Source organism: Naasia sp. SYSU D00948, from assembly GCF_017916515.1.
Lineage (GTDB): Bacteria > Actinomycetota > Actinomycetes > Actinomycetales > Microbacteriaceae > Naasia.
The window spans coordinates 1,114,095-1,135,638 of record NZ_JAFMTA010000001.1 but is presented as its reverse complement, the minus strand read 5'-3'; the positions used below and the strand labels follow the sequence as shown (position 1 = coordinate 1,135,638).

21 protein-coding genes are annotated in these 21,544 nt (G+C 72.2%); 9 read left to right on the top strand and 12 right to left on the bottom strand.

What is annotated here, in order from left to right; genetic code table 11:
• Positions 1–3 precede the first annotated feature (3 nt).
• The gene (locus J3P30_RS05370; protein ID WP_246853025.1) at positions 4–1,446 is read left to right on the top strand and encodes a DHA2 family efflux MFS transporter permease subunit; all 1,443 of its coding nucleotides are present in this window, start codon (positions 4–6) and stop codon (positions 1,444–1,446) included.
• 200 nt (positions 1,447–1,646) lie between these two features.
• Positions 1,647–2,081, top strand: a complete 435-nt coding sequence (locus tag J3P30_RS05365) for an ester cyclase (protein WP_210479921.1) — start codon at positions 1,647–1,649, stop codon at positions 2,079–2,081.
• 106 nt (positions 2,082–2,187) lie between these two features.
• Here the strand turns inward: J3P30_RS05365 and purL are convergent, their stop codons facing one another.
• Positions 2,188–4,494 (bottom strand): phosphoribosylformylglycinamidine synthase subunit PurL, encoded by a 2,307-nt coding sequence (purL, locus tag J3P30_RS05360; protein WP_210479920.1) that lies wholly within the window; start codon positions 4,492–4,494, stop codon positions 2,188–2,190.
• 144 nt (positions 4,495–4,638) lie between these two features.
• Here purL and J3P30_RS05355 point away from each other — a divergent pair, with 144 nt between their 5' ends.
• Positions 4,639–5,238, top strand: a complete 600-nt coding sequence (locus J3P30_RS05355) for a PadR family transcriptional regulator (protein WP_210479919.1) — start codon at positions 4,639–4,641, stop codon at positions 5,236–5,238.
• A 126-nt stretch (positions 5,239–5,364) separates the two neighbouring features.
• Here the strand turns inward: J3P30_RS05355 and J3P30_RS05350 are convergent, their stop codons facing one another.
• On the bottom strand, positions 5,365–6,114 hold the full coding sequence (locus J3P30_RS05350) for an HpcH/HpaI aldolase/citrate lyase family protein (RefSeq protein ID WP_210479918.1): 750 nt from the start codon (positions 6,112–6,114) through the stop codon (positions 5,365–5,367).
• Positions 6,115–6,178: 64 nt separating this feature from the next.
• Here J3P30_RS05350 and J3P30_RS05345 point away from each other — a divergent pair, with 64 nt between their 5' ends.
• On the top strand, positions 6,179–6,598 hold the full coding sequence (locus J3P30_RS05345; RefSeq protein ID WP_210479917.1) for a DUF1801 domain-containing protein: 420 nt from the start codon (positions 6,179–6,181) through the stop codon (positions 6,596–6,598).
• On the opposite strand, the gene purQ is transcribed toward J3P30_RS05345, so the two are convergent.
• The 5 genes from purQ to purD form a co-directional block, all read right to left on the bottom strand.
• A complete protein-coding gene (gene purQ / locus J3P30_RS05340; protein WP_210479916.1) occupies positions 6,595–7,287 on the bottom strand; it encodes a phosphoribosylformylglycinamidine synthase subunit PurQ in 693 nt (230 codons plus the stop codon). The genes J3P30_RS05345 and purQ overlap by 4 nt on opposite strands.
• Positions 7,284–7,538, bottom strand: a complete 255-nt coding sequence (purS, locus tag J3P30_RS05335; RefSeq protein ID WP_210479915.1) for a phosphoribosylformylglycinamidine synthase subunit PurS — start codon at positions 7,536–7,538, stop codon at positions 7,284–7,286. Before purS ends, purQ begins: the two co-directional genes overlap by 4 nt.
• Before the next feature lie 132 nt (positions 7,539–7,670).
• Positions 7,671–8,564 (bottom strand): VOC family protein, encoded by an 894-nt coding sequence (locus J3P30_RS05330; RefSeq protein ID WP_246852713.1) that lies wholly within the window; start codon positions 8,562–8,564, stop codon positions 7,671–7,673.
• Between the two features lie 91 nt (positions 8,565–8,655).
• The gene (locus tag J3P30_RS05325; RefSeq protein WP_210481877.1) at positions 8,656–9,501 is read right to left on the bottom strand and encodes a phosphoribosylaminoimidazolesuccinocarboxamide synthase; all 846 of its coding nucleotides are present in this window, start codon (positions 9,499–9,501) and stop codon (positions 8,656–8,658) included.
• On the bottom strand, positions 9,495–10,772 hold the full coding sequence (gene purD, locus J3P30_RS05320) for a phosphoribosylamine--glycine ligase (protein ID WP_210479914.1): 1,278 nt from the start codon (positions 10,770–10,772) through the stop codon (positions 9,495–9,497). The genes J3P30_RS05325 and purD overlap by 7 nt, the downstream gene beginning before the upstream one ends.
• A 70-nt stretch (positions 10,773–10,842) precedes the next feature.
• On the opposite strand from purD, the gene J3P30_RS05315 reads away from it, so the two are divergent.
• Together J3P30_RS05315 and J3P30_RS05310 are read left to right on the top strand one after the other, a co-directional pair.
• A complete protein-coding gene (locus tag J3P30_RS05315) occupies positions 10,843–11,223 on the top strand; it encodes a sterol carrier family protein (protein WP_210479913.1) in 381 nt (126 codons plus the stop codon).
• On the top strand, positions 11,220–11,648 hold the full coding sequence (locus J3P30_RS05310; protein ID WP_210479912.1) for a hypothetical protein: 429 nt from the start codon (positions 11,220–11,222) through the stop codon (positions 11,646–11,648). Before J3P30_RS05315 ends, J3P30_RS05310 begins: the two co-directional genes overlap by 4 nt.
• Positions 11,649–11,775: 127 nt before the next feature.
• Here J3P30_RS05310 and purF read toward each other — a convergent pair whose 3' ends face one another.
• The gene (gene purF, locus J3P30_RS05305) at positions 11,776–13,233 is read right to left on the bottom strand and encodes an amidophosphoribosyltransferase (protein ID WP_210479911.1); all 1,458 of its coding nucleotides are present in this window, start codon (positions 13,231–13,233) and stop codon (positions 11,776–11,778) included.
• An 88-nt stretch (positions 13,234–13,321) separates the two neighbouring features.
• On the opposite strand from purF, the gene purM reads away from it, so the two are divergent.
• Positions 13,322–14,425: a phosphoribosylformylglycinamidine cyclo-ligase gene (gene purM, locus J3P30_RS05300; RefSeq protein ID WP_210479910.1), complete on the top strand. Its 1,104-nt coding sequence runs from the start codon at positions 13,322–13,324 to the stop codon at positions 14,423–14,425.
• A gap of 1 nt (position 14,426) precedes the next feature.
• On the opposite strand, the gene J3P30_RS05295 is transcribed toward purM, so the two are convergent.
• The gene (locus tag J3P30_RS05295) at positions 14,427–15,071 is read right to left on the bottom strand and encodes a DUF6518 family protein (protein ID WP_210479909.1); all 645 of its coding nucleotides are present in this window, start codon (positions 15,069–15,071) and stop codon (positions 14,427–14,429) included.
• Between the two features lie 87 nt (positions 15,072–15,158).
• Entirely contained in the window at positions 15,159–15,350 is a 192-nt protein-coding gene (locus J3P30_RS05290) for a DUF3073 domain-containing protein (RefSeq protein ID WP_210479908.1), read from the bottom strand.
• 150 nt (positions 15,351–15,500) lie between these two features.
• Here J3P30_RS05290 and J3P30_RS05285 point away from each other — a divergent pair, with 150 nt between their 5' ends.
• Positions 15,501–16,730 carry an NAD(P)-binding domain-containing protein gene (locus tag J3P30_RS05285; RefSeq protein WP_210479907.1) on the top strand — a complete coding sequence of 410 codons (1,230 nt, stop codon included), beginning with the start codon at positions 15,501–15,503 and terminating at the stop codon, positions 16,728–16,730.
• A 142-nt stretch (positions 16,731–16,872) separates the two neighbouring features.
• Here the strand turns inward: J3P30_RS05285 and J3P30_RS05280 are convergent, their stop codons facing one another.
• Positions 16,873–17,499: a PadR family transcriptional regulator gene (locus J3P30_RS05280; RefSeq protein ID WP_210479906.1), complete on the bottom strand. Its 627-nt coding sequence runs from the start codon at positions 17,497–17,499 to the stop codon at positions 16,873–16,875.
• The gene (locus J3P30_RS05275) at positions 17,496–18,317 is read right to left on the bottom strand and encodes a DUF4097 family beta strand repeat-containing protein (RefSeq protein WP_210479905.1); all 822 of its coding nucleotides are present in this window, start codon (positions 18,315–18,317) and stop codon (positions 17,496–17,498) included. The genes J3P30_RS05280 and J3P30_RS05275 overlap by 4 nt, the downstream gene beginning before the upstream one ends.
• Before the next feature lie 103 nt (positions 18,318–18,420).
• Between J3P30_RS05275 and J3P30_RS05270 the strand changes: the two genes are divergently transcribed.
• Positions 18,421–21,495: an efflux RND transporter permease subunit gene (locus tag J3P30_RS05270; protein ID WP_210479904.1), complete on the top strand. Its 3,075-nt coding sequence runs from the start codon at positions 18,421–18,423 to the stop codon at positions 21,493–21,495.
• The last annotated feature ends 49 nt before the right edge of the window (positions 21,496–21,544 follow it).

Here is a 21,544-nt window from a genome sequence, read left to right as displayed (position 1 = left end):
TTCATGATCCTCGTGGACACGACGATCGTCTCGGTCGCGAACCCGGCCATCCTGCGGGGACTCGACACCGACATCAACGCCGTCATCTGGGTCACGAGCGCGTACCTCCTCGCCTACGCCGTGCCGCTGCTGATCACGGGCCGGCTGGGCGACCGCTTCGGCCCCAAGCGGCTGTATCTCGGCGGCCTGACCGTGTTCACGCTCTCCTCGGCCTGGTGCGGCCTCGCCGACAGCATCGAGATGCTGATCGCCGCGCGCGTCGTCCAGGGGCTCGGCGCTGCGATGATGACGCCCCAGACGATGGCCGTCATCACCCGCATCTTCCCCCCGGACCGCCGAGGCGCGGCGATGGGCCTCTGGGGCGCCACCGCGGGCGTCGCGACCCTGGTGGGACCCGTGCTCGGCGGCCTTCTCGTGGACGGGTTCGGCTGGGAGTGGATCTTCTTCCTCAACGTGCCGGTCGGGGTCCTCGCGTTCGTCCTCGTGCTGCGGAACGTCCCGAACCTGCCCACCCACCCGCACCGCTTCGACCTGCTCGGCGTCGTCCTCAGCGCGGTGGGCATGTTCCTGCTCGTCTTCGGGATCCAGGAGGGGGAGACGTACGACTGGGGCGTCATCGCGGGGCCGATCTCCGTGTGGTCGCTCATCATCGCCGGGCTCGTCGTCCTCACGCTGTTCGTCCTCTGGCAGCGGTTCGGCCGGGGCGAGCCCCTCCTGCCCCTCGCGCTCTTCCGCGATCGCAACTTCTCGCTGGCGAACGCGGCGATCACGACGGTCGGCTTCGGCGTCACGAGCATGTCGCTTCCGCTGATCTTCTACTTCCAGACGGTGCGCGGGATGACGCCCACCCAGAGCGCGCTCATGCTCGTCCCCACGGCCGTCCTCGGCATCGTGCTCGCGCCCGTGGTCGGCAAGCTCGTCGACCGGACGAACCCGCGGAACCTCGCCCTCGGCGGGATGATCCTCCTCGCGGTCGCGCTCACCTGGTACGCCGTGCTGCTGCGGCCGGACACGCCCGTGTGGCTGCTGCTCCTGCCGAACGCGCTACTCGGTCTCGCCAACGCCGGCATCTGGTCCCCGATCTCCAACACCGCGACGAGGAACCTGCCCCGCCAGGTCGCCGGCGCCGGGTCCGGGGTCTACAACACCACGCGGCAGGTCGGCGCCGTGCTCGGCAGCGCGGGGATCGCGGTGCTCATGGAGGCCCGCCTCGCGGCCGAACTGCCGTCCGGCGCGACGGCGGGCGCCTCAGAGTTCGGCGCCGCCACGCTGCCGGCCGCGCTGCAGGACGGGTTCGCGGCCGCGATGGGACAGTCGCTGCTGCTGCCCGCCGCGATCGCACTCGTCGGCGCCGTCGTCGTCCTCTTCTTCGCCAAGCCCGCGCCGAACCGCGCGTGGGGGGCCGAGGCGCCGGCGCCGAAGGCAGAGGCGGCGCCCGCCCCCTGACCCCGGCGTCCGTCGGCTGCCCGCAACCCGGGCCACTTCGGCGGATCCGGGCCGGCACGCCGGCCCACATTCACCGGATCGGCCCGGGATGTGCGGCGGCGGGCGAGCCGGCCGGGTCGTTGGGCCCTGATCGGTCGCCGCTCGGGGTGGCACGGTGGGGCCGACCGTCGCGCCCCGCGACGGCCAGGAGGGAGAGTCCCATGTCCACTGAGCAGGTGCGCGAGACGATGGAGGGGTATCTGGATGCCCTGTCCGCCCGGGGGGACTACGGGAGGTACTTCGCCGAGGACGTCCTGTTCGAGGTCCTCTGGTCCGACATGAGGATCCGGGGCGCGCAGGAGGTGGAGCAGACGATCCGCTTCCTTCACGAGGTCGCGTTCGATGCGCATCCCGAGGTCGGCGAGGTGCTCGTGGGCGAGCGAGGCGCGGCGGCCGAGTTCGTGTTCGCCGGCACGCATACCGGCGAGTTCGGCGGCGTCGCGCCCTCGGGCAACACGGTCCGCGTCCCCTACTCCGTCTTCTACGAGGTCGCGGCCGCGAAGATCACCGTGCTGCGGGTCTATCTGCCGATCGATCAGCTCGTGGCTCAGGCCCGCGGTGAGCTGGTGGGGAGTGGCGGCGCCGCTGCCCAGTGAGCCCGGCGCCGACGCGACTCGGGCCGTTCCGGTGCTTCCGGGCCGGAGTTCCGGCCCGTCCTGACCGGAACGGCCCGGGATGCCGGCGAGACGGCGGAGTCCGGCCTCAGGCGAAGTGGGCGGGCAGCGTGGCCGTCCAGCGGACGCGCAGCTCGTCGAGCGGGATCCGGAACAGGTCCTGGACCTCGATCGCCGCGTCCGGTCCCGACCCGTCGGTGACGCCGATGCGCAGGACGGGGTAGCCGCGGCCCTCGCACAGACCGACGAACCGCACGTCGTCCTCGCGCGGCACCGAGACCAGCACCCGGCCGGTGGACTCGCTGAACAGGGCGGTCGCCGCGTCGATGGCGTCGCGCTCGCACAGCTCGCCGAGCCACATGCGGGCGCCGACGCCGAACCGCAGCGCGGACTCGGCGAGCGCCTGCGCGAGGCCCCCGTCGGCGAGGTCGTGCGCCGAGCCGAGGAGCGACTCGGAGGCCGCGGCGGCCAGCAGCGCGGCCAGGTCCTTCTCGCGCTCCAGGTCGACGGCCGGCGGCCGGCCGCCGAGGTGGTCGTGGACCACCCCGGCCCAGGCGGAGCCGTCGAGCTCCAGCGAGGTGGTGCCGAGCAGGTACAGGTTGTGGCCCTCGTCCTGCCAGCCCGACGGGATGCGGCGCGCGACGTCGTCGATCACGCCGAGCACCGCGACGACGGGCGTCGGGTGGATCGGCTGGTCCCCGGTCTGGTTGTAGAGGGACACGTTGCCGCCGGTGACGGGCACCTCGAGCGCGAGGCAGCCGTCGGCCAGGCCGGTCACCGCCTGGGAGAACTGCCACATCACCTCGGGGTTCTCGGGGCTGCCGAAGTTGAGGCAGTCCGAGACCGCCGCCGGGGTGGCCCCGGTGACGGCCACGTTGCGGTACGACTCGGCCAGCGCCAGCTGTGCGCCCTGGTAGGGGTCGAGGTAGCAGTAGCGGCCGTTCGCGTCCGTCGCGATCGCGAAGCCGAGCCCTGAGGCCTCGTCGACGCGGATCATGCCGGCGTCGTCGGGGTAGCTCAGCGCGGTGTTGCCCAGCACGTACCGGTCGTACTGATCCGTGATCCAGCTCTTGTCGGCGAGGTTGGGGCTGCCGAGGAGCCGGAGGACCTGCTCGCGGAGCTCGTCGCCGTCCTCGGGGCGGGGCAGGGCGGCGGCCGTGTCGGCGTTCACCGCGTCGATCCAGGCCGGGCGGCTGATCGGCCGCTCGTAGACCGGGCTGTCGACCGCGACGGTGCGGGGGTCGACGTCGACGATGAGCTGTCCGTGCCAGGTGATCCGCAGCCGGCCCGTGTCCGTGACCTCGCCGAGCACGCTCGTCTCGACGTCCCACTTCTCGGTCAGCGCGAGGAAGCCGTCCAGCTTCTCGGGGCGGACGATCGCCATCATCCGCTCCTGGCTCTCCGACATGAGGATCTCCTCGGCCGTCAGCGAGGGGTCGCGGAGGAGCACCTGGTCGAGGTCGATGGCCATGCCGCCGTCCCCGTTGCTCGCGAGCTCCGCCGTGGCGCAGCTGATGCCGGCCGCGCCGAGGTCCTGGATGCCCTCCACGAGCCCCTGGCGGAACAGCTCGAGACAGCACTCGATGAGCACCTTCTCGGCGAACGGGTCGCCGACCTGTACCGCGGGACGCTTCGTCGGTCCGCCCTCGCTGAAGGTGTCGGACGCGAGGATGGACGCGCCGCCGATCCCGTCGCCGCCCGTGCGTGCGCCGAAGAGGACCACCTTGTTGCCGACGCCGCGCGCGTTCGCGAGGTGGAGGTCCTCGTGCCGCAGGACGCCGACCGCGAGGGCGTTGACGAGGGGGTTGCTCTGGTACACCGGGTCGAACCAGGTCTCGCCGCCGATGTTGGGCAGGCCGAGGCAGTTGCCGTAGAAGCTGATGCCGCTGACGACCCCGTGGACGACGCGCGCGGTGTCGGGCGAGTCGACCGCCCCGAAGCGGAGGGCGTCCATGACGCCGACCGGACGTGCCCCCATCGAGATGATGTCGCGGACGATCCCGCCGACCCCCGTCGCCGCGCCCTGGAACGGCTCGACGTAGCTCGGGTGGTTGTGGCTCTCGATCTTGAACGTGACCGCCCAGCCCTCGCCGATGTCGATCACGCCGGCGTTCTCGCCCATCCCGACCATGAGGTTCTTCTTCATGGCGGGGGAGACCTTCTGGCCGAACTGCCGCAGCCAGACCTTGGAGCTCTTGTAGGAGCAGTGCTCGCTCCACATCACGGAGTACATGGCCAGCTCGCCGCTCGTCGGGCGGCGGCCGAGGATCTCGCGGATGCGCGCGTATTCGTCGTCCTTGAGGCCGAGTGCGCCGTAGGGCTGCTCGCGGTCCGGGGTCTCGGCCGCCCGCTCCACGGTGTCGATGACGGGAGCCTGCAGCGAGGTCTCGGGCACGGTCGGACTCCTCAGCTCGCGATGGGAACCCACCGATTCTAGGCGGCCCGGCTCCGGAGCCCGTCCTTGTGTCGTGATAAGTACCGATATATCGTTACTGTGTCGTCCGGGCAACCGCGCGATCGAACCCGAGAGAAGGCAGCCATGCACCCCGATTTCCCCGACCGCGGTCACCGCGGTCGCATCCCCCGCCGAGGTCCCGACGGCTTCGGTCACCCCTTCGGCCCGGGCCGGCACGGCTGGGGCCCCGGCCCCGGTTTCGGGTCCGGCTTCGGCCCGGGCTTCGGTCCCCGCGGCCGCGGTCGCGCCCGCCGCGGCGACGTCCGTCTCGTCCTGCTGTCGCTCCTCGCCGAGAGGCCCTCGAACGGCTACGGCCTGATCCGCTCGATCCACGAGCGGACCGAGGGACGCTGGCGCCCGAGCCCCGGCTCGGTGTATCCGACCCTGCAGCAGCTCGTGGACGAGGGCCTGGTCGTGAGCGGCACGGACGTGCGCGGAGGCGAGTACACGCTCACCGATGCCGGCCGCGACTACGTCGAGGAGCACGCGGACGGGCTCCAGGCCGCCTGGGGCGGCCTGCCGGGCGGCGAGCCCGAGGCCGACGACCCGTTCTGGACGAGCTTCATGAAGCTCGTGAAGGCCGTCCGGCAGTTCTCGTCGGACGCGACCCCCGAGCAGCGCGCGGCGGCCATCCAGCAGATGGACCAGCTGCGGAAGTCGCTGTACGGGATGCTCGCGGAGTAGCGGACCCGGAGACTGGCCGAGCGCGGGCCGAGCGCGCCGAGGCGACGAACGCGGGCCGTGCTCAGGCCGCGCTCGTCGGCAGGCACCGCACTCGACGGAACATGCAGCGGCCTGGCCAGGCCTGGCTCAGTACGAGGCGGGCCGCGGCGAAGCGGCGCCGTGTCCCTTCAGCAGGGCGGCGCCCGCGTCGAGCGCGGCGACGTCGGTCGCCACGGCGAGGTCGTCGAAGCCGAGCTCGGCGAACCGCGCCGCCATGGCCGGCTCGGCCGCGTAGGCGCCGCAGCGGATCCCCGCGCCGCGGCATGCGGCCACGATCCGGGTGAGCGGAGCGTTCGCGCGGGAGTCCGCGAGCAGCTCGTCCATCGTGATGCCGAGTGCGAGCGACAGGTCGTTGGGCCCCACGAACACGGCGGTCACACCCGGCGTCGCGACGATGGCGTCGAGCTCGTCCAGGGCTCCTCGCGTCTCGATCATCACCCACAGCTCGATTCGCCGGTTGGCGGCGTCCGGCGGCGGTGCGTCCCGGCCCCACATCGGCGTCAGCGGTCCCCAGCTGCGCCGGCCGGCGGGAGGGTAGAGGGCGGCGTCGGCCGCGGCCCGGGCATCGGCGGCGCTGTCGATGAGCGGGACGACGACTCCGTCGGCGCCCGCGTCCAGGGCCGCGCCGATCGACGCGGTGTCGAGGCCCGGGGGGCGCACCAGCACCCGCGACCACGCGTCCGTGCGATGACGGAGGACGTCGGTGACGCGGGACCGGTCGAACGCGCCGTGCTGCCCGTCGAGCAACACCCAGTCGTAGCCGGCCTGCGCGACGCGGGCGGTCGTCCCGCTCTCCCCGAGCAGGCACCACATGCCCGCCGACGGTCTGTTCTCCATCCCCGGATTATGTCGCGCCGAAGGACCGTTCCCCGTGTCGGACCCCGGCGGTACCGTTCGCTGCATGAGCGAGACCAGCACGGATCCGGTGACCGAGTTCGTGGAGTCCGTCGCGGACGAGCGACGCCGCGCGGAGGCGAGGGAGCTCCGCGACATGCTCGAGCGGAGCTCCGGGCTGCCGGCCCGGCTCTGGAACGGCGGGATCGTGGGGGTCGGCGACCTGCACTACCGGTACGCGAGCGGCCGGGAGGGCGACACGTTCGTGGTGGGCTTCGCCCCGCGGGCCGCGGCCATCACGCTGTACGGGCTCTTCCCGTCCTACCGCCCCGAGGAGGAGCCGCTGCTCGAGGAGCTGGGACCGCACAGGCTCGGCAAGGGATGCCTCTACGTCACGCGGCTCGACCGGATCGACCGCGGCGTCCTGGAACGCCTGGTGGCGAAGGCGGCGAAGCACGCCGCGGAGAGCACGCCGGGCTCGGGCTAGGCGAGCACCGTCTGCAGGACCGACTGGAAGAAGCGGAGGCCGTCCACGCCGGACCGCATCGCGGCGGCGGTGTCGGGACCGAAGCCCGGCTCGACGGCGTGCTCCGGATGCGGCATGAGGCCGACGACGTTCCCGCGCTCGTTAGCCACGCCCGCGATGTCGTTGATCGAGCCGTTCGGATTGGCGCCGAGGTAGCGGAACACCACGCGGCCCTCGCCCTCGAGGCGCTCGATCGTCGCGGTGTCGGCGATGTAGCCGCCCTCGCCGTTCTTCAGCGGGATGACGATCTCCTCGCCCTCCTCGAACGCGGAGGTCCACTGGGTGTTCGTGCTCTCGACGCGGAGGCGCTGGTCGCGGCAGACGAAGGCGCCCGCCTCGTTGCGGATGAGGCCGCCGGGCAGCAGGTGCGCCTCGGTGAGCATCTGGAAGCCGTTGCAGATGCCGAGCACGGGCATCCCGCTGTTCGCCGCCTCGATCACCTCGGTCATGATCGGCGAGTGCGCAGCGATGGCGCCGCAGCGGAGGTAGTCGCCGTAGCTGAAGCCGCCGGGCAACACGAGCGCGTCGACTCCCTGGAGGTCGTGGTCGCCGTGCCAGAGGGGAACCGGCTCGGCGCCCGCGATGCGGATGCCGCGGGCGGCGTCCCGGTCGTCCAGAGATCCCGGAAAGGTGATGACACCGATCCTCACCGGTCGTCCTCCGTCCGGATCGCGACGACGTCCTCGATGACGCCGTTCGACAGCAGGGTCTGGGCGATGTCGCGCACGTCGGCCAGGACGGTGTCGTCGACCGGGCCGTCGACGGTGAGCTCGAATCGCTTCCCGATGCGGACGGACGAGAACTCGGACTTGCCGAGGCGCCGCAGGGCTCCGGCTACCGCCTTGCCCTGGGGGTCCAGGAGCTCGGCCTTCGGCATGACTTCGACGACGATGGTCGGCAACCTGCCACCTTCCGTTTCGGGACCGTCCGATTCTACCGGCCGTTCCTGCGTCCCCAGCGGCCGCGTGCACGACGCGACTTGCCGGAAAATCGGGCTCCGCGCCCCCTCAACCGCGATTTCCCGGCAAGTCGCTCAAAGTGCGGCGGGCGGGGCGACCGTGACGTGGACCTGGTTGACCCACGGGTCGTCGAAGCTGAGGCCGTCGCCCGTGTCGCGCTGCTGGACCCCTCGCGCCGTCAGGCGCTCGCGGAGAGCGCCGAGGTCGTCGAGGGTCGGAACGGTGATGGAGACCTCGCCGAGGCCGAGGGCCGGGGTCCGCGTGCCGGCGCCGGCGCTGTGCCAGGAGTTCATGCCCAGGTGGTGGTGGTAGCCGCCGGCCGACACGAAGAGGGCCGATCCGCCGAACTCCGCGGTCACCTCGAAGCCCACCGTGTCGACGTAGAACGCCTTCGCGGCCGCGATGTCGCCGACCTTGAGGTGCACGTGGCCGACCCCGGCATCCCCCTGCACGCCGCGCTCGGCGCCCTGCTCGGTCAGGTTCTCGGCGAGGAAGCGGTTCGGGTCGAGGTAGATGGTCGCCATCGCGACGCGGGACCCCTGCCACTGCCACTCGCTGCGCGGCCGGTCCCAGTACAGCTCGACGCCGTTGCCCTCGGGGTCGTCGAAGTAGAGCGCCTTGCTGACGAGATGGTCCGAGCTGCCGGTGAAGGAGGCCGGATGCTGTCTCGCGACGGAGTACACGGAGGCGGCGAGGTCGGCCTGATCCGGGAACAGGAAGGCCGTGTGGTACAGCCCGGCCTGCGACGGCGAGGCGTGACGGAGCTCCCGCCGCTGCTCGAGGACGAGGGCGCGGCGCCCCGCGCGGCCGAGCTCGGCGCGGTCGCCCTGCTGCGCGAGGAGGTCCAGCCCGACCCCGTCGCGGTAGTACGCGATCATCCGGTCCAGGTCCGCGACCTTCAGCGTCACGGCCCCCATGCCGGTGTCGGCGGCGAGCACGTCCTCGTTCCGCTCCTGAGCAGTCGTCATGGCAGGAAGAACAGCCGCGGGCGACGGCGCATTCCGTCCTCGGCATGCTGAGCACCGCAGGACGGACGCCGCCTCCGCCGGCGAGGAAGGGTCAGGCGCCGAAGCGGTCGATCAGCTCGCGGTAGCGGGCGGCGGTGCGCTCGACGATCTCGTCCGGCAGCCGCGGCGGCGTCCCCGTCCGGTCCCAGTTCGCCGCGAGCCAGTCGCGGACGATCTGCTTGTCGAAGCTCCGGCCCCGAACCCCGCGATGCCACTCCTCGGCATCCCAGTAGCGGCTCGAGTCGCTCGTCAGCACCTCGTCCGCGAGCACCGTCGCACCGGTGTCGGGCTCGGCGCCGAACTCGAACTTGGTGTCCGCGAGGAGGACGCCGTGCTCCTCGGCGATCGCGGAGGCCGTCGCGAACACCTCGAGGGAGAGCCGGCGCAGCTCGTCGGCGCGCTCCTCGCCCACGAGCTCCACCGTCCGCTCGAAGGTGATGTTCTCGTCGTGCTCGCCCTGCGGAGCCTTGTAGGCGGGTGTGTAGATGGGCTCGGGGAGCCGGTCCCCGTCGGAGAGGCCGGCCGGCAGCGGAACCCCGCAGACGCTCTGCGTCTCCCGGTACTCGGCCCATCCGCTGCCCGTGAGATAGCCCCGCACCACGCATTCGATCGGGTACATCTCGAGCGCCTTCACGAGCATCGCGCGGCCGGCGACCTCGTCGGGGACGCTCTGCGGCTGGATCAGGTGGTCCGGCACGCCCAGGCGGTCGAACCACCACAGGCTCAGCCGGGTCAGCAGCACCCCCTTCTCCGGGATGCCCGGCTCCAGGACGTGGTCGAACGCGCTCACGCGGTCCGATGCCACGACCAGGAGGCGGTCGCCGGCGCCGTCGGCGGGACGGTAGAGCTCCCGGACCTTGCCCGAGTAGACGTGCTCCCAGCCGGGCAGGGTCACGATGCCGCCTCGGCCGCGATGTCGGTGCGGTACTGCCCGCCCTCGAGGTCCAGGGCGTCGACCGCCTGGTACACCCGCGACCGGGCCTCGCGGAAGTCCTCGGCGAGTGCGACGACCGTCAGGACCCGGCCGCCGGTGGTGACGAGGTCGTCCGAGCCCTCCCGAGTTGCGGTCGCGGCGTGGGAGATGCGGACGCCGGGGACGCCGAGGGCGTCGCCGAAGCCGTACACCGGGCGGCCCGTGATGGGAGCGTCGGGGTAGCCCTCGCTCGCGAGCACGACGCCCACCGCGGCCTCGTCCCGGAACTCGGGCCACGGCATCCCCTCGAGCTCCCCGCTCGCGGCGGCGAACAGGAGCCGGCCGAGCGGAGTGGCGAGGCGCGGCAGGACGACCTGCGTCTCCGGGTCGCCGAACCGGGCGTTGAACTCGATGACGCGGATGTCGGCGCCCTCGACGATGAGGCCGCAGTAGAGGAGCCCGATGAAGGGCGTGTCCTCCTGCTCGAGGCGGCGCACGACGGGGAGCGCGACCGTCTCGAGGACCGTCCGCACGAAGGCCTCCTCGCCGCCGAAGGCGTCCGAGAGCCACGGCAGCGGGGAGTAGGCGCCCATGCCGCCGGTGTTCGGGCCCTGGTCGCCGTCGAGGAGGCGCTTGTAGTCCTGAGCGGGGGAGAGGGGGAGGACGCTGTGGCCGTCCGAGAGGAAGAAGAGGGAGACCTCGCGGCCCGTGAGGTGCTCCTCGACGAGCACCGAGCCGCGCTCGAGATAGGCGGTCGCGTGCGCGAGGGCGGCGGCGCGGTCCTCGGTGACGAGGACGCCCTTGCCGGCGGCCAGGCCGTCCGCCTTCACGACGTACGGGCCGCCGAGCTCGTCGAGCGCCTCCTCCGCCTCGGCGAGCGTCGCGGCGCGGAGAGCGCGTCCGGTCGGCACGCCGGCCTCCGCCATGACGGCCTTGGCGAACGCCTTGCTGCCCTCGAGCGCGGCGGCCGCGCGGCCGGGGCCGAACACGGGGATGCCGCGCTCGCGGATCGCGTCGGCGACGCCCGCGATGAGCGGCGCCTCGGGACCGATGACGACGAGGTCGATCGTCGACCCCATCACATAGTCGGCGACCGCCTCGTCGTCGGCGATGTCGCCGATGTCGACGCACTCGCAGACCTGAGCGATGCCGGCGTTGCCGGGGGAGGCGAGGACCTCGTGGCCGGCCGGGTCGGCGAGGAGGGCATCGACGATGGCGTGCTCGCGCGCGCCGGAACCGAGGACGAGGATCCGCACCCGCTCAGGCTATCGGCCGGGCCGCCCCCACGGGTTTGGAGGGGTCTGCCGCCCTGGCTAGCGTGGAGGGATGGGACGGGCGAGGATCGCGGCCGAGGTCGGAGAGCCGGCGGTGCTCTCCGCGCTGCGCGGTGACGCGCCCCGCCCGGTCGTGGCGACCGCCGTCCGCTACACCCTGCAGCTGCTCGCGGAGCGAGCGGAGGGCGGCACCGTGGAGGTGCGGGTCCCGCCGTTCGGGGCCGTCCAGTGCATTCCGGGGCCACGGCACACCCGCGGGACACCGCCGAACGTGATCGAAACGGACCCGGAGACGTGGCTCGCGCTGGCCGCGGGGTCGCTCGACTGGGCCGAGGCGCTCGCCTCGCACCGGGTGTCGGCGTCCGGCTCCCGCGCCGACCTCACCGGGTGGCTGCCGCTGCCTCCGATCGCCGCACTGGGGGCCCGAGCATGAGCGTCCCGCAGGAGCCGCAGGATCAGCCGACCGAGCAGGTGCGCGTCCGCCGCTCGCCGAAGATCGCCAACTTCCTGCTCGCGGGCGCCCTGCTCGGGGCGGTCGTGGCCCTCGTGCTCACCTTCGCCTTCCCCGAGAACAGCGAGTACCCGCCGACGCAGGTGCTCGGCTTCCTGCTCGTGCTGGGAATCGTGCTCGGCGGGGCCCTGGGCGGCGTCGTCGCCCTGATCCTCGACCGCGCCTCGCAGCGCCGCATCCGCGAGGTGGGCGCGGTCCGCGAGGTCACGGTGGCACCGCCCGCGGACCCGGCGCCGGATGCCGGCGAACCCGGCGACTCCGCCCCCGGCGACGCAGCGAGCGACCGTGCGCCGAGCGACGTGCCGCCCGGCGACGTGGCGCCGGACGGGCTCCCGCCCCGCGCGTAGCCCCTCTCCCGCGTCCCCACACCCGCCGAAATGCCACTTGATGCTGTCATCCGGCGCGGATGAGAGCACCAGATGGCATCTCGACGGACAGGCGGACGGGACGGGAGCGGACCGGCGTTAGGCCGCGTCAGCTCAGCTGCGTGCGCTCCACCCAGCGGAGGTACTCCTCCGTGACGGTGCCCGTCACGTAGCGGCCGTCGAAGCAGCTCTTCTCGAGGTCCTTCACCTGAGAGCCCTCCAGGATGGCCGACTGCATGTCGTCGACCTCCTGGTAGATGAGGTAGTCGGCGCCGAGCTCCAGGGCGATCTCCGGGATCTTGCGGTCGTAGGCGACGAGCTCCCGCCGGGAGGGCATGTTGATGCCGTACACGTGCGGGTAGCGGACTGGCGGAGCGGCCGACGTGAACGTCACCTTGTTCGCCCCCGCGCTGCGCGCCATGTCGACGATCTCCTTCGAGGTCGTGCCGCGCACGATCGAGTCGTCGACGATGAGGACGTTCTTGCCCTTGAACTCCGAGCCCATCGCGTTGAGCTTCTGCCGCACCGACTTCTTCCGCTCGGCCTGCCCCGGCATGATGAACGTCCGGCCGACGTAGCGGTTCTTGTAGAAGCCCTCGCGGTACTCCACCCCGAGCTTCCGCGCGACCTGCATCGCGGCCGGGCGGGACGAGTCGGGGATCGGCATCACCACGTCGATGTCGCCGCGCGGCGTGTACCGCTCGATGGTGTCGGCGAGGCGGTTGCCGAGCCGCAGGCGGGCGTCGTAAACAGAGATCCCGTTCATGACGGAGTCGGGACGCGCGAGGTACACGTACTCGAAGGAGCACGGCACGAGCGTCGGGTTCGCCGCGCACTGCCGCGTGTGCAGCTCGCCGCTCATCGTGATGAACACGGCCTCGCCGGGCTCGACGTCGCGGACGATCTCGTAGCCCTGGCTCTCCAGTGCGACGGTCTCCGACGCGACGATCCACTCGAAGCCCACGAAGCCGAGCGGCTTGCGGCCGAGGACGAGCGGCCGGATGCCGTAGGGATCGCGGAACGCGAGCAGGCCGTGGCCGGCGATGAGCGCGATGCAGGCGTACGAGCCCTCGACGCGCTCGTGCACGCGTGAGACCCCGGTGAACAGCTGGTCGAGGTCGAGCTCCGTGCCGGCGATCTGCGCCTGAAGCTCGTTGGCCAGGATGTTGATGAGCAGCTCGGTGTCGGACGACGTGTTGAGGTGCCGCCGGTCGATCCGGTAGAGCTCGTCCGTCAGCTCCCGCGTGTTCGTGAGGTTGCCGTTGTGGACGAGGACGATCCCGTACGGCGCGTTCACGTAGAACGGCTGGGTCTCCTCCTCGTTCGCGGCGGAGCCCTTGGTGGCGTAGCGGACATGACCGAGACCGGCTGTGCCGGGGAGGGCGCGCATGTCTCGGGTCCGGTAGGCCTCGCGCACCTGACCGCGGGCCTTGCGCATGTGCACGGTGCTGCCGTCGATCGTGGCGATCCCGGTGGAGTCCTGACCCCGGTGCTGTAGAAGAAGGAGGCTGTCGTAGACGAGCTGGTTGACCGGCTCAGAAGAGACGATGCCGACGATGCCGCACATTCGGCGAGGAGCTCCAGACCATAGAGTGGGGGCTTACCGACCAAGTGTGCCATGCGCCGGACGAGTGAACGGCCGAACGGAAGATCGAATGAGCGACAGCTACGCCGCGGCCGGGGTCGACACGGCGGCCGGGGACCGGGCCGTCGAGCTCATGCGCGAGGCGGTCGGCCGCACGCACGGCCCTGAGGTGATCGGGGGAGTGGGCGGGTTCGCGGGGCTCTTCGACGCCTCTGCGCTGCTCGGCTACCGTCGGCCGCTGCTGGCCACCGGCACGGACGGCGTGGGCACCAAGGTCGCCATCGCTCAGGCGCTCGACAAGCACGACACGGTGGGCCAGGACCTCGTCGGGATGATCGTCGACGACATCGTGGTGGTCGGGGCGAAGCCGCTGTTCCTGACGGACTACATCGCCTGCGGGCGGCTCGTCCCGGAGCGGATCGCGGAGATCGTCCGCGGCGTCGCGGAGGCGTGCGCCGCGACCGGAACCGCACTCGTCGGCGGCGAGACGGCCGAGCATCCCGGCCTCATGGGACCCGACGACTACGACCTGGCCGGTGCCGCGGTCGGCGTCGTGGAGGCGGACGACGTGCTGGGCCCCGAGCGGGTCCGCGACGGGGACGCGATCATCGCGATGGCCTCCTCCGGCCTGCACAGCAACGGCTTCTCGCTGGTGCGCAAGATCCTGGCCGACGCGCGGCTCTCGTACACGGACCGCGTCGACGACCTCGACGGTCCCGTCGGCCTCGCGCTGCTCGAGCCGACCCGGCTGTACGCGCGCGTCCTGCTCGACCTGCTCCGCGATCCCGTCGCGGGGGAGGCGGTCCACGCCTTCAGCCACGTGACGGGAGGCGGGATCGCCGCGAACCTCGCGCGCGTGCTCCCGAGGGGCGCGTGGGCCGAGCTCGACCGCGGCACATGGGCGCCGTCCCCGGTGTTCCGGGTGCTCACCGACCTCAGCCGGTCGCGCTTCGAGGATCACGAGGGCACGTGGAACCTCGGCATCGGGATGTTCGCGATCGTCGAGGCGGACTTCGCCGGCGAGGTGGCGGCGACGCTGGCCGCCCACGGCGTGGAGGCGTGGCAGGCGGGCACGGTCTCGACGGCCCCGCGGAGCCTCGACGGGTTCGAGCAGGGCGCCAAGGGCGTCGACGGCGGAGCCGTGCGGCTGGTCGGGACGTACTCCGCCGGCTGACTCAGCCGAGGAGCGCCGGCAGCGCCCAGCGGAAGCCGACGAAGAACGCGCTGCCCGTTCCCACGAGCACGGCCGCCGCGATGGCGATCGTGGGAGGGCGGACGAGTCGGCGGGCCGAGAACGCGGCCAGCGCGACGACGGCGATGGCGAGGATCGCCCACCAGTACGCGGCTCCCGTCGTGTCGGCGACCGTCGTCAGTCCGTAGACGCCCTCTCCCGCCAGGATCCCCGCGAGCAGCCCGGCGCCGACCGCGGCCCACCGGCGCTCGCGGTGGTGCAGGAGCGCAGCGGCTCCTCCCACCAGGGGACCCGCAAGGAGGCCGACGATCAGCCAGAAGCCGGGATCGTAGGGGTGGCCGCGAAGGTTCGATGCCGCGGCGTAGCCGAGGTTGGTCGCCGTGAACCCGAGCACTCCGAGCAGCGGGGCCAGGCGCAACGCCGGGCGGGCCAGGTACACGGACGCTGCGACGGGGATCGTCCAGCCGGACGCGGAGTTCGACAGGGGCCGCAGCGCATCGGGAAGGAACTGCTGGCCGACCGAGGTCAGTGCGCCGACGACGGTCGCCGCGAGGGCGACGATGAGCAGCACCCTGGTCCATGACCCGCGGGCCATGGGACGGGCGAGAGCGGAGTCGGCAGAGGTCACGCCGAGACGCTACAGCGGGACAGTGACGGGGTCGGGCAGGCGAGTCGGGATCCGCGTCCGACCAGACCGATCCGGCTCTGCGTCCGGTCAGGCGGTCTGGGACCGCTCCTGGCCGTCGTCCTCGACGTACTCGGCCCACTTGTCGAGATCGCCGTTCTCGTCGTGGCTCGAATGCCCGGTGAGCTCACGCTCGAGCGCGTCGTAGTTCGTCTGCGGGCTGTAGTACTTCAGCTCGCGAGCGACCTTCGTGTGCTTCGCCTTTTGACGGCCGCGCCCCATATGCGTGACCCCCTCACCAATCTTCGCCGGGCTGCAGATGCTGCGGCGGTCCTCAAACAGGGAATGCGGAAAAACTCTGCGCTACTTTAGCACGCAGCCCATGAGGCACGATGGGACGGGTCCACCGTCCCAGGGGCCATAGGAGGGGATGTGCTGGACGAGTCCACGTCCGTCGTGATCATCGGCGCCGGCCAGGCCGGCCTCTCGGTCGCGTACTACCTGCAGCGACTGGGGATGCGCGCGGGCACGGATTTCCTCCTCCTCGATCAGGGACCCTCGGCCGGGGGCGCGTGGCAGCACCGCTGGGAATCCCTGCGCCTCGGCTCCGCGCATCGCGTGCATGACCTTCCCGGCATGAAGGCGGTCGGCATCAGCTTCGAGGACGCCGACCGGAGCCGGCCCGCGCGCGAGGTCGTCGCGGACTACTACAGCCGCTACGAGACCTTCTACGACCTCCGGGTCCGCCGCCCGGTCTCGGTGAGCGCCGTCTTCAACCGCGGAGCCGACCTCGTCGTCGGCTCGGACGCGGGCGAGATCACGACGCACGTCGTCGTCAACGCGACGGGAACGTGGGGCTCCCCCTTCGTGCCCTACTATCCGGGCGTCCAGCGCTTCCGCGGACGTCAGCTGCACACCGCGAGCTACCGCTCGGCCGAGGACTTCCGGGGCCAGCGCGTGCTGGTCGTCGGCGGCGGGACGTCTGCGATCGGTCATCTCCTCGAGCTCGAGGGAGTCGCGGAGAGCACCGTCTGGGTGACCCGGCGGCCGGTGGACTACCTCGACCACGGCACGCTCGACCTCGAGGACGCGGTGACCGCGGTGGCCGCGCAGGACGCGGCCGCACGGGCAGGGCGCGCCCTGCCGAGCATCGTCAGCGGCACCGGGGTGCCGAAGACCCGGCGCATCGCGGCGGGGATCCACCGCGGCGTCCTTGACCCGCGGCCGATGTTCGCGCGGCTCGAGGAACACGAGGCGGTGTGGGAGGACGGCACCCGCGAGCCGATCGACGCGATCATCTGGGCGACCGGCTTCCGGCCCGACGTCCGGCACCTGAGCCCGCTGCGCCTCCACGAGAAGGAGGGCGGCATCGTCGTCTCCACCGGCGCCGCCGAGCGGGACGCGCGCATATTCTTCGCCGGGTATGGGCCGACCGCGAGCACGATCGGGGCGAACCGCTCCGGTCGGCAGGTCGCGCGCCAGGTCTTCGCCGCCGTCGGCGATCGCGTGCCGCCCCGGCCTCCGCAGGGACCGCCGCAGCCCAGCCGCGCGCGCGGGAGCTTCCGCCCTTCCACCGCTGAGGTGCCCATCACCTTCCGCGAGGACACCGCACCGGCGAACGACGCCGTGTCGACCCTGGCTCGCTTCTTCGCCGACGACTGACCCCCCTGCCGGGGTCGCCCCCGCCCGAACTCGCGCTCCGGACGGCACCCGCTGGCTTCCCGGGCCGTTCCGGTCGATCCGGGCCGCCGTTCCGGCCCGGATCCGCCGAATCGGCCCGGGTCGCACACGCGGCGGCCCCGCGTCACGGCAGGCGCGACCCGATCTCCTTCCGCAGCGCGGCGAGCCGCTCCTCGAGCAGGGGGACGACGTCGGCCGGGATCGCGCCGCGGGCCGCCGCGGTCCGAAGGTCTGCCCGGACGCCGTGCCGGAAGTCGGCGAGCGCGACCTCCGCCGAGTGCAGCGCGCGACGGGCCGCCTCCGCCGAGGACGCGTCCGGTCCCGGAGGCGCGGACGCCGGGTGTCCTCCGGTGCGCGCGGCCTCCCCGCGTGCCGACGCGGCGGCGGCGGCGAGCTCTGCCCGCAGGCTCCGCATCGCCTGGTCGACGCCGCTGCGCACCTCGTCCGCGATGCGCCGTACCGAGTCGGTCAGGTCGTCCTCGATCCCGGCGAGCTCGCCACGGCGGGCGTCCAGCTCCCGTCGCCCCTGCTCGGTGATGGCGTACACCGTGCGCCGGCCGTCGGACTCGCGCCGGACGAGGCCCTCCTCCTCGAGCTTGGCGAGGCGGGGGTAGACCGTGCCGGCGCTCGGCGAGTACGTCCCGCCCGAGCGCTCCTCGAGCGCCTGGATGAGCTCGTAGCCGTGCCGGGGGCGCTCCTCGAGAAGGGACAGCAGGTAGAGCCGGAGCCGGCCGTGCCCGAACACGCTCACGCGACCGTCTCCCTGCCGGCCGTGGCCGCGCGCACCACGACGATGTCGCCGGACACCGAGTTGCACTTCACGTCGGTCCAGCGTCCCGAGAGGTCGCCGGTCGCCCAGCTCTGCCCCATGCCGCGGATGCCGCGGAAGACCCGGTCGTCGAGCTGGGCCGTGCCGCTCACCGAGTTGATCGTGTAGCGAGCCCCGACTCCCTCGGGGAGCCGGATCGTCGTGGCGCCGCTCACCGTGTTCGTGTCGATCTTGTCCGGTACGCCGGCGGCGTCGACGAAGACGTCGCCGCTCACGCCGTCACACGAGAAGGAGGTCAGCACGCCGGACGCCGACACGTCGCCGGAGACCGTGCGCGCCGCCACCGCTCCCCGGTGGTCCCGCACCGACAGGGGACCGCTCACGGTGTTCAGCTCGACGTCGCCGGCGCTCGCGTCGAGCATGATGCTGCCCGAGGCCGTGCTGAGCCGAGCCGGCGTCTGCATCCCGCTCACGAGCGCGTCGGCGCTGACGACGGCCAGTCGCAGGGACACGGTGCGGGGCACGAGCACGCTGACCGTCGCGCTCGCCTTCCCCGTGACGGACCGGAAGACGTCGACGAGGTTGTCCCAGCGCAGCTGGGGGTGATCGATCTCCAGGTGGTCGCCGTCGATGCTGACGAGCAGGTCGCGGCCGTGCACCTCGGAGACCTCGACCCGGGCGGTCGGCTCGTCCGTCCCGAGGACGTCGACGCGGCCTGCGATGAGACTGATCTTGACCGACCGGACCACGGGCAGGTCGAGGACCTTCGGCCCGCTGACGAGCCACTTCTCCTGAGCCATCGAAGCTCCCTCCTCGCGATATATCGCGTTACGCGGAAAAACGATATATCGCGTCTTGAACGGCCGCAAGAGCCGTGCATACCGATCGGCCATAATCCGTGACGTGCACTTGCTTGCCGTCGCGAGTCTCAAGAACCGCGCCCTCATCGCCCTCGTCACGGTCGTGGCGGCCGTGTTCGGCGGGCTCGCGCTCACCTCGCTCAAGCAGGAGCTCATCCCGTCGATCCAGTTCCCGCAGCTCGCGGTCGTGACGAGCTACGAGGGTGCCTCGCCGGAGATCGTCAACCAGAGCGTGAGCATCCCGATCGAGCAGGCCATCCAGGGGATCGCGGGTCTCGAGTCGACCTCCGCGACCTCGAGCTCGGGACGCTCCGTCGTCGCCGCCTCCTTCGAGTACGGCATCGACCTCGCCTCGACGGAGAACAAGATCGCGCAGGCTGTGGGCCGCATCCGCTCGGCACTGCCGGCCGGGCTCGATCCGCAGGTGCTGAGCGGAAGCATCGCCGACTTCCCGGTCATCCAGGTCGCGGTGGCGGGAGCGAGCGCGGACGACCTCCGGCGGCTCGTCCTCCCCGAGCTCGAGGATCTCGAGGGCGTCCGGTCCGCGGCCCTGACCGGTGCGTCCGGGCAGCGCGTGACGATCACGCCGGACGTCGCCGCGCTCGCGGCGCGTGGGGTCGGCCCCGACGCCATCCGCCAGGCCCTCTCCTCGAGCGGGGTCCTCGTGCCGGCCGGTCCGCTCACCGAGGAGGGGACGACCCTGTCCGTGCAGGCGGGCACGCGGCTCTCCTCGGTCGACGAGATCGCGGCCCTCCCGGTGCTCGGGGCCCGCCCCGCGGCCACCCTCGGCGAGATCGCCACGGTCGCCCTCGTGGACGATCCCGTCACCACCATCTCCCGGGTGAACGGCGAGTCCGCGCTCACGGTGGCCGTCACGAAGCTGCCGGACGCGAACACCGTCGAGGTCTCGAGCGCGGTGCGCGACGCCCTGCCCGGACTCGAGGCCGCCCTCAGCGGCGCCACGTACACCGTCGTGTTCGACCAGGCGCCCTACATCGAGCGGTCCATCGAGTCCCTCGCCACCGAGGGGCTCCTCGGACTCGTGTTCGCGGTCCTCGTGATCCTCGTGTTCCTGCTGTCGGTGCGCGCCACGATCGTCACGGCGATCTCCATCCCGGTGTCCGTCCTGATGACCGTGGTCGGGCTGCAGTTCGCCGACTACTCGCTCAATCTGCTCACGCTCGGCGGCCTCACGATCGCGATCGGCCGGATCGTGGACGACTCGATCGTCGTGATCGAGAACATCAAGCGGCACCTGGCGGGCACGGACCCCACCGGCGCCGCCCGGGTCGCAGCGATCGCGGGAGCGGTGCGGGAGGTGGCCGGGGCCATCACCGCGTCGACCCTCACGACGGTGACCGTCTTCCTTCCCATCTCCTTCGTCGAGGGCTCGACCGGGGAGCTGTTCCGGCCCTTCGCCCTCACTGTGACCATCGCGCTGCTCGCGTCGCTCCTCGTGTCGCTGACGATCGTGCCGGTGCTCGCCTACTGGTTCCTGCGCGCGCGGCGCGTGTCCCGCCATGCGGGGGTCCCCGACGAGACCCCGGACACCCTCACCCGGCTTCAGCGGGCCTACCTTCCGGTGCTGCGCTTCACCCTGGCCCGGCCGCTCGCGACGATCCTCGCGGCCGTCCTCATCCTCGGCGGCACCGTGGCCCTGCTTCCGCTGCTCAAGACGAACTTCCTGGGCTCGAGCGGCCAGAACACGCTCACCGTGACTCAGGCGTTCGAGCCGGGGACGAGCCTCGACGTCCAGGACGAGGCGGCCGGGCGCGCGGAGGACGAGCTCCAGTCGATCCGCGGGATCCGGACCGTGCAGGTGTCGATCGGCACGAGCGGCAACGCGCTGCGCGACGCGTTCTTCGGGGGCGGCTCGACGCAGGCCCTCTACTCGATCACGACCGAGGAGGACGCGGACCAGGACGACCTCCAGCGCACGGTGCGCGAGCGCCTCGAGGCATTGGAGGGCGCGGGGACGTTCTCCGTCCAGGCTTCGGGCGGCTTCGCGGGCTCCAGCAACATCGAGGTGGACGTCACCGCCGGCAGCCAGGAGGAGCTGGACGCGGCCGCGACCGAGGTCCTCGAGGCCGTCCGCGACCTGCCCGCCGTGGCCGAGGCGTCCAGCAACCTCGAGGCCGGGCGGCCCTACGTGCAGATCACCGTGGATCGTGCGGCCGCGGCCGCCGCCGGGTACACGGAGCTCGCGCTCGCGGGCTACGTCTCGCAGCAGACCCTGCCGAGCACGGTCGGCCGCGTGACGATCGACGACCAGCTGCTCACCATCTACCTGTCGCCGACCGACCCGCCCGCGACGAGGGAGGCGCTCGCCGCGCTCCCGGTGCCCACGGCCGCAGGGCCGGTGCTGCTCAGCTCCCTGGCCGCCGTCGAGGAGGTGCAGGGCCCGGCCACGGTGACGACGACCGACAACCTGCGAAGCGCGACGATCGCCGTGACCCCCGCGTCCGACGACCTCAGCGCGGCGAACACCGCCGTGCAGGCCGCTCTCGACGGCGCGGACCTGCCCGCAGGGGCGGGAGCCGAGCTGGGCGGGGTCAGCGCCGACCAGCGCGAGGCGTTCTCGCAGCTCGGGATCGCGGTGCTCGTCGCGATCCTCATCGTGTACGTCGTCATGGTGGCGACGTTCCGCAGCCTGATCCAGCCCCTGCTGCTGCTCGTGTCGATCCCGTTCGCCGCGACCGGAGCGCTCCTCCTCCAGGTCGTCACGGGCATCCCGCTCGGTGTGTCCTCGTTCATCGGCCTGCTGATGCTCGTCGGCATCGTCGTCACGAATGCGATCGTCCTCATCGACCTCGTGAACCAGTACCGGGACAAGGGGCTCTCCGTGAACGACGCCATCCTGTCCGGGGCGTCGCGACGGCTCCGGCCCATCCTGATGACCGCGCTCGCCACGGTCTTCGCCCTGCTGCCCATGGCGACGGGCCTCACGGGCACCGGCGGCTTCATCTCGCAGCCGCTCGCGCTGGTGGTGGTCGGCGGGCTCGCGTCCTCGACCCTGCTCACGCTCGTCGTGCTGCCGTGCCTGTACGCGCTCCTCGAGGGGCCGCGCGAGCGGCGCCGGCTCCGCCGCGAGGAGGTCCGGAGACCGGTTCCAGCGTGAGGGGTGCGGTGCGGAGCCGACTCGCGTATCGTTGGCCGGTCGGCTCGTG